The sequence below is a fragment of the Halococcus thailandensis JCM 13552 genome (genome assembly GCF_000336715.1).
In the GTDB taxonomy this organism is placed as follows: domain Archaea; phylum Halobacteriota; class Halobacteria; order Halobacteriales; family Halococcaceae; genus Halococcus; species Halococcus thailandensis.
On sequence record NZ_AOMF01000077.1, the window covers coordinates 1 to 13,061 of the forward strand.

15 protein-coding genes and 1 pseudogene are annotated in these 13,061 nt (G+C 55.4%); 4 read left to right on the forward strand and 12 right to left on the reverse strand.

Annotated elements, in window-relative coordinates; translation table 11 throughout:
- A pseudogene (locus C451_RS03230) lies at positions 1-248 on the reverse strand (hypothetical protein); the annotation flags it as partial.
- A 53-nt stretch (positions 249-301) separates the two neighbouring features.
- Between C451_RS03230 and C451_RS03235 the strand changes: the two are divergent.
- Positions 302-1,507: an IS4-like element ISHth3 family transposase gene (locus C451_RS03235; RefSeq protein ID WP_049912812.1), complete on the forward strand. Its 1,206-nt coding sequence runs from the start codon at positions 302-304 to the stop codon at positions 1,505-1,507.
- A gap of 673 nt (positions 1,508-2,180) precedes the next feature.
- Positions 2,181-2,954: a hypothetical protein gene (locus C451_RS21700; protein WP_152420374.1), complete on the forward strand. Its 774-nt coding sequence runs from the start codon at positions 2,181-2,183 to the stop codon at positions 2,952-2,954.
- A 366-nt stretch (positions 2,955-3,320) separates the two neighbouring features.
- On the opposite strand, the gene C451_RS03245 is transcribed toward C451_RS21700, so the two are convergent.
- The 7 genes from C451_RS03245 to C451_RS03275 form a co-directional block, all read right to left on the reverse strand.
- The gene (locus tag C451_RS03245) at positions 3,321-4,862 is read right to left on the reverse strand and encodes an AAA family ATPase (RefSeq protein ID WP_007737649.1); all 1,542 of its coding nucleotides are present in this window, start codon (positions 4,860-4,862) and stop codon (positions 3,321-3,323) included.
- A 112-nt stretch (positions 4,863-4,974) separates the two neighbouring features.
- A complete protein-coding gene (locus C451_RS03250) occupies positions 4,975-5,310 on the reverse strand; it encodes a type II toxin-antitoxin system PemK/MazF family toxin (protein ID WP_049912814.1) in 336 nt (111 codons plus the stop codon).
- A 24-nt stretch (positions 5,311-5,334) separates the two neighbouring features.
- Positions 5,335-5,808 carry a MarR family transcriptional regulator gene (locus tag C451_RS03255; RefSeq protein ID WP_152420375.1) on the reverse strand — a complete coding sequence of 158 codons (474 nt, stop codon included), beginning with the start codon at positions 5,806-5,808 and terminating at the stop codon, positions 5,335-5,337.
- Positions 5,809-5,994: 186 nt separating this feature from the next.
- On the reverse strand, positions 5,995-7,590 hold the full coding sequence (locus C451_RS03260) for a hypothetical protein (RefSeq protein ID WP_007737655.1): 1,596 nt from the start codon (positions 7,588-7,590) through the stop codon (positions 5,995-5,997).
- 90 nt (positions 7,591-7,680) lie between these two features.
- Complete coding sequence (locus tag C451_RS03265; protein WP_007737657.1) at positions 7,681-8,025, reverse strand: hypothetical protein; 345 nt, start codon at positions 8,023-8,025, stop codon at positions 7,681-7,683.
- 52 nt (positions 8,026-8,077) lie between these two features.
- Positions 8,078-8,242 (reverse strand): hypothetical protein, encoded by a 165-nt coding sequence (locus C451_RS03270; protein WP_007737659.1) that lies wholly within the window; start codon positions 8,240-8,242, stop codon positions 8,078-8,080.
- A 48-nt stretch (positions 8,243-8,290) separates the two neighbouring features.
- Positions 8,291-8,581 (reverse strand): helix-turn-helix transcriptional regulator, encoded by a 291-nt coding sequence (locus tag C451_RS03275; RefSeq protein WP_049912816.1) that lies wholly within the window; start codon positions 8,579-8,581, stop codon positions 8,291-8,293.
- Positions 8,582-8,705: 124 nt separating this feature from the next.
- On the opposite strand from C451_RS03275, the gene C451_RS03280 reads away from it, so the two are divergent.
- Positions 8,706-9,005, forward strand: coding sequence for an FUN14 domain-containing protein (locus C451_RS03280; RefSeq protein ID WP_007737662.1), 300 nt, complete (start codon positions 8,706-8,708; stop codon positions 9,003-9,005).
- A gap of 19 nt (positions 9,006-9,024) precedes the next feature.
- Here the strand turns inward: C451_RS03280 and C451_RS03285 are convergent, their stop codons facing one another.
- Positions 9,025-9,558 carry a hypothetical protein gene (locus tag C451_RS03285; protein ID WP_152420376.1) on the reverse strand — a complete coding sequence of 178 codons (534 nt, stop codon included), beginning with the start codon at positions 9,556-9,558 and terminating at the stop codon, positions 9,025-9,027.
- 123 nt (positions 9,559-9,681) lie between these two features.
- Here C451_RS03285 and C451_RS03290 point away from each other — a divergent pair, with 123 nt between their 5' ends.
- On the forward strand, positions 9,682-10,095 hold the full coding sequence (locus C451_RS03290) for a hypothetical protein (protein ID WP_007737666.1): 414 nt from the start codon (positions 9,682-9,684) through the stop codon (positions 10,093-10,095).
- Positions 10,096-10,125: 30 nt separating this feature from the next.
- On the opposite strand, the gene C451_RS03295 is transcribed toward C451_RS03290, so the two are convergent.
- From C451_RS03295 to C451_RS03305, 3 genes are all read right to left on the reverse strand, one after another.
- Positions 10,126-10,950, reverse strand: coding sequence for an RPA family protein (locus tag C451_RS03295; protein ID WP_007737667.1), 825 nt, complete (start codon positions 10,948-10,950; stop codon positions 10,126-10,128).
- Complete coding sequence (locus C451_RS03300; protein WP_007737669.1) at positions 10,951-11,883, reverse strand: hypothetical protein; 933 nt, start codon at positions 11,881-11,883, stop codon at positions 10,951-10,953.
- A 138-nt stretch (positions 11,884-12,021) separates the two neighbouring features.
- The gene (locus C451_RS03305) at positions 12,022-12,984 is read right to left on the reverse strand and encodes a hypothetical protein (RefSeq protein ID WP_007737670.1); all 963 of its coding nucleotides are present in this window, start codon (positions 12,982-12,984) and stop codon (positions 12,022-12,024) included.
- Positions 12,985-13,061 lie beyond the last annotated feature (77 nt).

Below are 13,061 nucleotides of genomic sequence, written 5' to 3' on the forward strand. Positions count from 1 at the left end.
ATCTCTGGCTGTTCGTCGAGAATTTCGTTTCGAAATGCAACGACGATGATCGACGCGTCGGCCGGATATTCGGGATTGTCTTCGGCGACTGTCGTGCCGGTGTATGCTGTCCATTCGTCGGCCGTTGTTGGTGGTGTATTCACGACGACCGCCGGATCGGAGTGGTCGGTGTCACGATCGAGCACTAAATCGCCAATACAGATATCATCGCTATCGAAAACCGCCTCTGATGTGTTTTGATTGCTCATATCTGTGGCGTTTCGACTATTTAAAACCGGCGTGAGCCGGTAGTGACGGCCTGATGTCTGTGACCTCTAAGTCGGCAGATAGGCCGTCACCGGATGCAACGGACGCCAACAACTTCAACTCTGCCGAAACTGTCGCCGATGAGTTGTACTCGCTGCTCGCCGCAGGCGACAGCGAGTCCATTGCTCAGGAGTTCGATATCGGCATCCACACCGACAAACACGACTTCGACAACCACCTCAAAGTAGCCATTCGTGAAGGACTTGATCCATCTAGTTCGCTCGCCGAACTTGCCGATAAGACCGCTGTTGATGACTCTCTTGACAAAATGCCCGAGTCACGGTTCTCCGAACTCACGAACGACCGCGACTACCGCGCGGTCGTTCGCATGCTGTTCGCGTTGCTCCATACGCCACAGCTGTATCATCAGCGTGCTGTCCAGCGAAAACGCCTGAAGTGGCTTACACGAGGGGTAATTGCTGTCGACGCGACGAATCTCGAACTCACTCGCTCAGTTGTCGTCTCCGACGAATTTGTCGGAGACGACGAGCACGTCTATGAAATCGACACAGACGACGGTGGACTCGAACTTCATTGCGCCGCACGCGTAGACGGTGAACACAAGCATCCGCTTGGAACAACCGTGACAGAGGGTGAAACCCACGAAAGTCCGCAGTTCGACCATCTCAGCGATGACGTCGAGGTCTTCGCAGACCTCGACTCGGTTATTTGGGTCTTTGACCGCGGATACACGCGCTATCGTCGCTTTTGTGAGATCAAGTACAGCGACGATGACTTCGTCACCCTACTCCAGTCAAACGCCCGTCTCGACGTTCTGGACACGCTCCAGAACGTCGAGGTCACTAATGAGGACGGAACGAGACAGATTCGTGACGAGCAAATTGAACTGGCCGAGACCGGTGAACAGTTTCGTCGTATCGTTTTGGAAACGCCGGATGGAGAAGAGCTTCAGTACCTGACGACGCTGGCGTCGTCAGCGTACGATCCCATCGACGTGATCAGTATCTACACCCTCCGGACAATGATCGAGATTCTATTTCGTGAATTCAAACAATATCTGAACGTTGAGAATTTCCACTCGAAATCACTGAACGGCGTGTTGTTTGAGTTGTTCTGTGCGTTGATTGGATACGTGCTTGTGGAGTGGCTGCGCCAACGCCACCCGGTCAAGGGTGGCGTGGCGCGTGCGATCCAGAAAGTCCGGACGCACTGGAACGAGACGCTGACTTCGTTCGGCTAATCTCATCACACGAGGCCAGCGACAGCCGTCGGCAGCAGCGACGGCTGTCGCCAAAATCGTGGTTTTCTTCGCCTTTTAGGCCTGTGACGACGCATATCTCGATTCTGCTTCCATTTTCTCGCATCAGGCTGAACTTGCGCAGCCCACACACCTCGGTCCGGTACCTCTCACAAAGATCTCGCTCGCCGTGGCTTTATCAACTCAGAACGCAACAGGCTCATATTGAAAGGAATCCAGTCCCGGGAAAGTAACTGTTTCGCTGGTAGACACTACTCAGAACGCTCTTGTGTAGCGTAGCTGAACCGAATCACAGCGGTTAGGGCATCCCGCCAACAGCAGTTGTTCATGTCCAACGAACACGCTGCTCTCGGCGGAATGCTTGAGCAACTCGTTGATCTCGGCGTAATAGAGTTCCGGGCCGAGCCGCTCGACGCTCGTGAGCGTCTGCTTCGTCCTCACCAACCTGCTCGCGCTATCGGATCAATCGTTGAAACCGAGTGTGAACGCGAACCCACGAAAACAGAATCGGGAACTACCTAGTATCGCCATCCAAGTCATTACGATCACTCACCATCGTTATGCATTTATATTATAATATCACAGAATTTGAGGGGCTACTATATGGTTCCGTCAAGCAGGAGGACGTATGCGACAAGCAAATTGCCAGAGCGATGTGACTGAATCAACCGAATCGTCGAAAGTGGTGGGTCGACGTGGGATACTCAGAAAAACAGCAAGTGTCCTTGGAACCACAGGAACTGTTGCTATACTCGGAACAGGTATTGGTGAGGCAGACACTGCTACACGTGGAACCGACACCAGTGAAGAAGAATCAGGCACGGGTGAAGGAAAATCAACCACTACCATCAGCGTACGCGGCGGCTACGACGAAGGTTGGAGTGCGTATACGATAAAGGTAGATTCCCCAGTTAGCGACAGTTCCACAAAACAGAGTACAATCACACACGACGGGTCCGGTAGCACTCGAATCGAGGGCGACATCCAAGAGGGTAATGAGGATTACTACACATTTGGCGATGATCGTGCACGGGTCTCAATGATAGAAGTGCATGGAACAGTCGAAATCAACAAGGAAACTCCGAATAAGTATTATCCAAAAGAAGCTTTCACATTTGAGGGATGGGGATTCTATGACCTCACTACAAGTGCCGGGAAACATCGATGCAGAAATTCGTATAGCAACGATGAAACAAAAGAAATCGATGAGTGGAGTGCTCAATGCACGTCTGCACCCTCTACCTACAGTACAAACGGCCCTACTCCATTACGCACGGAGGTGAAAGAAGACAATCACGGGTGGGATATGAATACCAGCTGGTGTACTGGCCACATTGGGAAAAATCCCGACGAATCTGATAGATATAGATTGGCTGGTAATATTAAAGAGGCGTTGATTGCAGGAGATATGACGGTTCGATTAACCTGAATCAAGGCAGTAGCCTCATCCTTATCTTGCCTGCCCCGAGGCCCCTGTGGGCCGTAAGGGTAGCGTCCCGTTGGCGGCTCGATCGGGGGTCGATTGGCGTTGCGTTCTGCCACCCGTCGTTTGTGTCTGATGTCGTTTGTGGTTGGGCAGATATCGTACTTCCAGCCGAAGGAGAGGCTGTCTCTGTAGTTTCGTCTGTCGCACCGCCTGCTGTGGTGGTCGTATTCGCTGTCGTCGCAGTTGGAGTCTGCTGGGCACCCCCTACACCGACGAACCCGGTGACAACCAGTAGTATCGAGAGGCAGATGAGACACCGGCCCGGACTCTGTGACTCCATCACCGTATTCCTTGTTGGCGGCCGGTCCATCATATATCCTCAAGCTTCCCATGGGTGTCGGCCGGATTCTGATGCGGTTCAGCGGACGCTTTCGTGACGTGTTTGAGCGCGCCGCGAACGCTCGCACCTTCGTCGATCCAGTCGATAGCGTGTTCGAGCTTCCGTGTCGAGACAGTCGGCCACGTGTCGTTCTCGCGAGTTGCATCAGCGAACTCGACCATCCGCCCGATGTCGTCGCGCTTGACGCGGAGCCGGTTTGCATTCGCCATCTGGTCGAGTAACGCGATTTCATCGTCGTCATCGAGATAATCGAAGTAGATGGTCTGGAAACGGTCACGAGTGGCAGCATTGAACGGCTCGCTGTCGCGATATTCCCGCGTCGGCGGATTCATCGTGATGACGACTCGCGCTGCTGGGTGGGGAACGATCTCTTCACCCGATTCCTTCACCGTGAGCACGTTCTGATTCAGGATTTTCTGAAGTGCCATCATCACACCTTGGGGCACGACGTTGCCCTCGTTGATGACGATCGTGTAGCCGTGTTTCATCGCTTTGGTGAGAACGCCATCACGGAACACGACGACGCGATTCTCGTTGACTGTCGAGACACCCAGCATGTCCTGAGCGAGCATCGACGAGTCGGCATCAACGCTTACCAGCACGCGATTGGTTTTGTAGTGGAGATAGCGCAGCAGGTAGTTTTTCCCACTGCCATGCGGGCCGACTAGCCGGAGTCCCATATTGCCGCGAGCGAGTTTCTGGGCAGTAGCTTCAAGCGTATCCAATCCAATGTGGTCGATGTCTGTCGCCTTCGGTGGGATTGGTTCACCGTCATTGCAGTGCTGCTCGTGCTGGGGGAATTCGTTCGCTCGTACCTGGTTTGGATGGCCGGTATCTTCGAGAACGAGCAACCCCTTGTAGTGGGTCTCGTCTGAGGAAACAGTCGGATCGAGGGCGAGTGGATCGCCGACATCTTGAGAGACTTCGAGAATGTCCTGGACAACCGCGTGCTGGCCGTCGTACTCGTCGAGATGGTTTTGATAGCATTCGAGCGCCTCGGATGCAAGCATCTTCTCGGTCGGAATGTGCTGTCCGGCTTGATCGATGACGATCTGGGCTTTGCTCTGGGTCATCGTCGGAACATCGAGCAGATCATCGGGCGTTGCCGCGTGGAGTGCTCCATACGAGTCGAAGCCAGCGTCGTGTAGCGATGTGGCCATGCTCTCTTCAACGACGTCGATCTGTGTGAAGTCCGCTGGCTCATCGTCGGTTTCGATATCGATATCGAGACCAGGAATGGCCTCCAGTACGTCCGGTGGCGACCCGACAGGTTCGACGCCGGTGATACGTTGGGCGTTGTCGTCCCCTCGCTCGATCTGATAGATGCCGTCTGCTACCCCGTCTTCGGTGAGTTGCTGGACTTCTTCGACATCGATATCGAGGTGATCGGTTGCACGGAGATGGAGCGTTTCGACGGGAAGCGCGCCTCCCATCTCGTGGAAGAGATGTTCAGCGAGGTGGCTGAGAAGGCGTTGCCCGTCGGACGATGCGTCCGTTTCGATTTCGCTCATGGCTGTTGCTGGTGGCATGGTTGATCGGATTCGATTGATTGGTACGGCCAGTTTGACTACTCCGTCACTCCTCCCCGGGAGAAAAATCGTGGGGTACCATGTCAGCAAACGATCAAGGCCGTACCATCTCTTCGAGCGCATCCGCAACCGCATTCATTCCGGTTTCGTTGAGCGTTCCTTTGTGTTCGGCGACAATATCTGGATGTATCGCATACAACGCCCACGGCATGATATACGTCGTTTTCCGTAATCGTCCTGACTTGAGACTGTCAAATGGGAGTTGGGTGACGGCTGCCGCGTAGTGGTTCTGCGAACTGAGACAGACAACCGTATGTTCCGTCTCAAGTGATGGACGATTGATGTCAGAGACGACAATCGCATACCGATACTCGTGAGCATCAGTTGGATCGGGGAGCCGTACGAGACTCCCTTGGGGATAGTAGTCCATGGAAGAGTGGGTGAGAGTATTCAGCTATGTGTCGTCTGTATTGCCTTCTTCGTCGATGACGAGGTCGTCACCGACCGGAATCTCAGCCGTCTCCTGCTCGGCTGCCAACTCGTCGCGTCTCGATTCAGGAACTGGCCGTGATCCCGTATCAGCTTCGTCAACAGCTTCGACAAGATCTCCATCGAAGCCAGCGTTTGGGTATCTCGTTGCCATCTGGTCGAGTTTGACGAGGGATTTGGCAAACCGAGCGATGTGAGGACTGCTATCCAGTGCGTGATACAGCCCGTCAGGGGTTTTGCCGATGTATCCCTTATTGAGAAGCCTTGTGAGCGTGGTCGTCACGCTGCCTGCTGCCATATCGGTTTGGTCTTCGATTTCTGCGGGAGTGAATCCAAGATGAGGGGTGGTGTAGAGCAGTTGGAGCACATCTGCTTCGTTTGTTCCGGGACGAACGTTGATTGGCTCGTCCGAGTTATGAGCTCTGAGGTCAACAGGCATTGTAACCGTTTGTAAGCGATTGTGCGTCAAAAATGTTCTGCCTGGATAATTTCACGCACGTCACTGATCGTATCGCATTTCGTCACCGTTCCTCGGAAAGAAAATAAGGATATAGAAATCGGATACAGTATTCAAATACAGAATCTGAATATATCCTGATCCAGAATCGTCCGCGAGAAATCGCCCTCACGACCCAAGACTGTCGAGTTTCTGCTGAAGCCCACCCGAGACGCCTTCTTGGATGCGCTGAGCGTCGACGTTCGAGAGGTCTGTCTCGGTATCGGCATCGACACCGGGGATGGTGGCGAGATCCTCGATGGCGTCACTGAGCGATTGCTGATCCGGTGGGAGTTGCTTGGCTGCCGCATTCTCGTCGGCCCGGAGATCGTGTTCTTTCAACGCGAGTTGGATCGAGTGAGCGGGCTTGCGGAGCAACTGCTGGGCGACTTCGTTGTAGCTCTGATACGTATCCGAAGCGCGTGAGCCCTCGTAGAATGAATCGAGTGCAACCAGCAGTGAGAGCTGGAGATTCCAGATCGTGGGCGACGTTGGTGGGCTCGCGAATGCCTTTGCACGGTCGGCCGCTTCTTCGGCGTATTTGCCGGGGATGCCCAAGTAGGTGTAGAACTCGTCGACCGAGTAGGGCACGTCCTCGAAATCGATCGCGACCGCGCGACTGCGGAGAATCGCCCGATCGACCGTAGTCGTCTGGTTTTCGATGTCGTCGTAGATGTTGCCCCACCACTCGTTGATGGGCACGCGGTCGTTTTTGCGCTCGTGGATCGCGTCGGTAGCCGATCCGACGTGCCGGCGGGAGTAGCGCTGCCCCATCCCGAAGATGGCAGCATCGCTCGCCGGCACGTACAGCAGCGGCCGCGCCCACAGGGTCTGAGAGCCCCGGAAGTCGTATCCCGTTTGGAATCCACCGTAGACCGTGACGCCTTCTCCGTCACTATCCTCACCAGTCGCGCCGATGAGTGCGTTGTCGCGCTGTTGAGCGCTGGAGGCAGCATCACTATCGTCCTCATCGTCGTCATCGTCTTCATCATCATCGTCGTCAGGAGGAATGAGTGTCCGACGGAGGTTCGGCAAGATCACACTCATCTTGAGCGTCCCACCCCAGTCGCGGTAGTGCGCCCAACCGAATGCGTCGGTCGCGCCGCGTTTTTGGAGCGCCCCCACTGTGGGCATGTACGCGTCGGCAGGCTGGACGATGCAGTACTGATCCGACGCGATCTGCCAGCGGAACTTCACGGGGAGGCCGAGCGTATGGAGCGCGAGTCGGCGCTCATCGATGATGTCTTGATGATCGGATACCTCGACGAGCGAGTCATGGTGTGCGGCCCCGGTAGCGATCTCTTCGACGCTCATACCGGTCGCCTGCTCGATTGCGTCGGTGTCGAGCCCGTCGACATCACGGATTGCGGCAGTGGCGATGTCGCCGTCCTCATCGACGAATCGATTGTCGGCGTAGAGGTCACCGCTGCTCGCGATCGGTAGGTGGCGAACAACCTCTTTGAACGAGAGTGCGTCGTCGCTGAGTCGCCCGTCGCTGTTTGCTGGGTCGACAGCATCGGGATATGAAGCGTCGTCCTCGGGATTGAGGCCACAGAACGCAAGCGTGTGCTCTCTGGCGAGGAGGCTCTCGGCACTCACCGTAGTCCCGGTCTGGTTCTGATTGTCGGTCGATGCGTCTGTCTCGTGGGCGTCGCCATCAGCACCGGTGGTATCGTCGCTGGTGCTGCTGGCGTCGCTGTTGGTACTGGTAGCGTTAGTAGCCATGATCTCACCGGAACGAGCAGATCGTGCTCGGTCCTCTCAGCCCCTCTGGAGATGACAAACCACAGTCGCCGCGCTCACTGTGGGTGACCGTCAGCGATCGTGCTCGAACACGTTCTCGTCGATGCTCGTTTCGGCGGTATTGACTTGGAGGAGTAGTCGGGGGAGATCGTTCTCGCTGGTGGTGTCGATGCCAACGATAGTGGCGTCGATATCGTACTTGTCGAGCCGTTTCTGCAACGCGGAAAACGGATAGTACTCGCCCTGAAACAGGTCCAAGCGAAGTGCGACGTAGGCGTAGTCGTTGCGGCTGCCATCGTCTTCGACGCTGAACAGCGGCGGCCACTCGCGGAGTGCAACACCGACGTACTGAACGATCTGTGGGCGGTCATCGTCTTCGGCACCGAATCGATCGATGGTGGGATCGTGATCGAGCATCTCTACTGCTCTGGAGGAGAAAAACGCGCGTGACTGGCCGACAGACTGCCGTTCAGAGGTCGCGCGGCTGGACGGTCTTGCGATCGTTGTCCGTCGCACGCTGGGCTGCGTCCGCCAGCACCTGCTCGATGTCGCCTTCGAGTTCGTCGTAGAAATCCGACGACACGTTCTGGTCGATTTGCTCCTTCACAGCCGATTTGACGATCAAGTTTGCCATACGACTGCCATTCCCGCTATCAACCACTTAAAATCACTGAAATCCGGCTTAGATTTCAAGATCGACGTACTGGTTTTCCCATTCACGACGGTCTTCGATCTCGCGGTGTCCGCGCTGGGTAAGTGTGTAGGAATTGGTACGTCTGTCGATTGTCCCTTTTTCGACGAGATCCATCTCTACCAATTCATCGAGATTCGGATACAACCGACCGTGGTTGATTTCTCTCTCGTAGTGCTGTTCGAGTTCGTCTTTGATCGAGAGGCCGTGTGGATATTCGCCGTCTCCCATTCCGGCAATCACATAGAGAATATCCCGTTGGAACCCGGACAAGTCTTTCATCATGTCGTCAAGAACATACCATGACAATTGTTTTATCGCTTTCGATTTGTCAAGAAAAGGCCGATAAGATAAAGACCGACACGGGCAAAAGTGGGACAGAAAGCTCGTGCTGGGGATCGAATCCATGGCTGGGAACCTCGGAGTGGCGTTTGGAGGCAGCGCGCTCGCAGGCGGTGTCACCGGCTTTGCGGCGAAGAAACTACTCAAGCTCGTGATCGCACTGATCGGCGTCCAGCTGGCGATCTTCGCGTATCTCGATCACCAGGAGATTCTTGATGTCCAGTGGCAGGTGCTCGACACCGCACTCGCGGGTGTACACCAGAATCTTCAGTCGGTTCCGTCGTGGCTCACGACACTTGGTGCGACACTCCCCATTGGTGCGGGGTTCGTTGGTGGGTTTCTCGTCGCCTTCAAGAAATTTTGAAAGATTCTCTGAAACGTATTCAGGAGAGCGTGAGCTGTTCCTGAGCTTCCCGTACGTTCGTCCGGACGGCTTCAACGCCAACGCCTCGGATCGACGCCCATTGTTCGGCTGCATAGTGATCGAGTTCCTTGACGACGAGATAATCCACTGTTTCGTGGAGTGAGAGCCCACGACCGAGCAGGAGCGCCATCCGAGCGATGAGTTCCTCGGAGGTGGGTTCGTCAGCAAGCGAGATATCGGCGAATGCGCTCTCGGCGGTATCGTAGTGGGTGAGAATCTGGACCACGCCATCACGTTCGAGAGTGGCGCGGATGTATGCGGGAAGTGAATCAAGTGCGGATTCAGAGACGGGGTAGCCTTCGCCACCGAGATCGTAAGCGTCGAAGACGGTGAACGCACGGTGGCTTCGCTCGCCAAATTTCATCATAAAGCCGGTTTCACTCGACACTTTCGTCCGGGATTCGAGAAGCGTGCGTGCGAGTTCGGGCTGGCTGTCCGGGTCGACCGTTTTGGTTCGAAAGAGCGTGACCAACTCACGTTCGGTTGATCCCATCTCTGAGTAGGTGTATGACACCATTTGACAAGTCCTTTTCGCCCGAAAGGTAGATGAGAACTCGGCGAGAACACATGAGCGTACCGAGAGCAGCTGATCGGCCTCAAAACGGAGTCCCATCCGATGTCCACTTTCGATGTTGACACCACGGAGATCACTGCCTTCGAAGTCGAGGATGCAGATCTCTATATCTTCAGCCAGTATTTCGACACCGATGAAATCTTCACCGAGCTGCGTGAGTGGTACAACAGCGAGAAATACCGCTTTGAGGTCCCTACCGCCGAAATCGATGAGGTGGACGATTTCTTGGGTGAGTATTTCTATGATCTACAGCGTGTTTCACCCAACGAGATCGAACCATTCTGCGTGGTGAAGCCGAAGTATACCGATCACGCAGACATCTTGCGCAACTCGGTGTATCACACGAGCCGTAGCGACCAGAACGTATTCGTGATGCAGGACCGGCTGTCGGCCGAGCAGGCGGTCGAACAGGGTGCAACACCGCTCGCTGATGCAGATGTCAGCTTTCGACTGTAGCTGGGAGCTGGCAATTCTGATGGAGGGAGATCAAAAGGAGTCTTGCTCCGCTGCTGCGTTGGCGTCAGCGTCAGTGTCGGTGTCTGCGTCCGCGTTGGTGTCGGACTCGTCGTTCACATCGCGTGTGACGATTTCGTCAGTATCCCCGTCGGTGCCAGCAGTACTGCTGGCTTCGGTGCCGATAGCGGTATCGTCCGTATCGGTACTTTCGGCGTCTTCACCGGGAGTACCAGCATCGCTGATGCTACTACTGGAGTCGTCGGCATTATCAGCCTCTTCGATCTCATCGAGACTTTCGAGTGCGGTGATGATCTCCTCGCGGTAGGTCTCAAGCGAGGTGGTGTAGCGCTCGTCGACCATCCGTGCGTAGTCGTTGGTTTCGTTGTCGTAGTGTTCGAGGCGATCAAGCGTTTGCTCGGCCGTTTCGATCACCCACCGTTCGCGGGTCGCCTCGTCGACGACGGTGATCGATTCCGGCCGGACTGCGACGTTCACCATCCCAGTTTCGGTTTCGTATGTCCGGGGTTTGCCGACGACCGCGACGTATTCTGGGGTTTCCAGTTTCGAGAGCATCCGTACGGCTTCGGGCTGATACTGCCCAGCGTAGACGTAGAACGTTTCTGTCGGATCGACCACACGCGCCTGCCAGTATTCCTCATCGCTGCCCACGTCTTCGGTGTCAGTGAGCGTGCCGACGAAGAAGACGCGGTTGGCCTTCGCGCCTGTCGGCAATAGCGCGTAGTTTGGAGCCATGTCGTCGTCGGATTCGGTGAAAATGTACCCGATGTCGTTGAACTCGCTGGCGAACAGCCGCCGAGCAACCTCCCGTCCCGGTGAGCTTGAACTCGAACTCATCTACAGCGACCTCGCTTGGATGAGGATTTCGTCGGCATCGCCGCGCGTGCCGAGACGCTCGAACTCATCGACCAGAACGTACCGGCCGAGTTTCGGGCCGGCGACACGATAATACCCACCGATGATATCTGCGCGAATATCATCACCGACGACTGCCGTATCGAGCGTGTCCATCGCGCGCTCTTTCGCTTCGGCGAGAGTGATCCCAGCGAGATCTTCGGTCATCTCTTGGTTGAAAATCACCTCTTCGACGTCGTAGCCGTCATCGAGGACGCCCTTGACCCGGAGGTCGAACTCACCGTCGACCTCGCCGTGCTCGGAGCAGCGGCCATCGTTGAGGACGCGCGTGCAATCGTTGTGGGGACAGCGCTTGATCAGGCCGCTTCCGCTCTGGATAGCGACCAGCGCCCCCTCAACCTCGGTGGTGTTGTCACCGACTTCGATCTCCTCATCTGCTGGAGTGATTCTCGTATTGGAATTCAGCTTCACCGAGTACCGACCTTGATACTCGCCAGTGACGACGTTTTCGAGCTGGTATACTGCACCCTCTTCGAGCGTATCGAGGTCGGATTTCGCCCACGCGGTGAACTTGATCCGGCCAGTTTCATCACCCATGAGGCCGACCTGTCCGACAGCGTCGGCGTCCGACTCCCAGAGCTCGACTACTTTGCCCGTGATATCGACCCACTCGTCAGATGCATCAATACTCCCGATATCACGGTGTTCGTTGTTTTCACGGAGCGATTCTGGATCGCTCTCGGTCTGGTCGTAGTAGTTGTTGGTGACGGTCTGGCGAGCTTCTTCGATCGGAACTTGGTAGTCGTTGACGAACGTGTCGAGGCGCTCTTCGATTTCATCGACGGTCACGTCGAACCCGTCTCGATCGGCGAACTGGTCGTGGATTTCTTCGGCGTGTGAGCGTACTTCGGCCATGGGATTGTCACTGCCTCCACGTGGGATTCGGTCGGGAGACAGTACTACGATTATCGGGCTTCGGACAAAAACCTCCGGGGAGGAAAGCGAAAGTGAACGGCGGTTCGTGAATGTCCAAGGTAGTCCGCGACAGCGCGGTCAGTACAGCGATCGTGGTTCGCGCCACTCCATGTCGTCGTCCTCGAGGTGAATGGACTCGCCACTCATCTGGCCGGGGAATTCCGGCTGATACTGATCATGGTATTCGTCAAGGATCGGATCAGTGTCGTCCCATTCAGGCTCTGGTTCGGCGTCTGGGTCAACGGGTGGCCGTGGCGGCCCATCACCTTCTTGCATCTCCTGTTCAGGGGGTGTGGGGAATTCAGTATTGGTTTCGATCTCACCGTTTTCGACCTTGCGGTTGAACTCTCTGTTCGCTTCGCGCTGTTCGACAATGGCTTCGATACAGGAGAGGATTGGTTCACGGAATTCCCCGTCCCATTCGCTGTCATGAACTGCTGCCTCCAGCTCTTCGAGAGAATAATTAGAGTCACCGAGAATCCCAGACTCGATATTTTTGACAACCGTTTCCATAGTTACATCCTCGGTGTTGCTGGCGGTCTCAAAGTACGACCGGAGAGAACTGAGATCGATGGCGACACTCTCTTCCGGAGCGTCGCTCTCTTCGGTATCGGTTGCTTCTTGAGTAGTATCGCTTACTTCCTCATCATCTGCTGGTTGATCGCTCTCGTTGTCCGTGATTGGCCTACAGATGGGGTAGAGGAGACCATCACCAGTTTCTTCTGATATGGACGGTTCGTAACAGTACCCTTCCATCAGTGCCGTCTCGATCGCTTCCTCAACGTGCTCCCGTTCAACCCCATCTTCGGTTGTGATAACGTTGATCACACGTTCAGGCTCAACCGCATGAGTGGCCGATTTACCCTCAGTCATGTCGCATAGCTCATTAACGACAGCATCTCTCACCTCGACAATATCGTGCTCTGAGTGGGAGCCTGTATGTTCGGTATCGTCGTTAGTGTTGTTACTGTTCAAACGGCTGTCGTCACTACGGCTATTCTCAGTGGTGGTATCCTCGTCCTGAGTATGTTGGGCGACCATTGTTGACCGGCCTCGTGCTAACTACACTCTGCTGATTGATATTCGTTACCCAAAACACTAATCAAATCACAACTAAC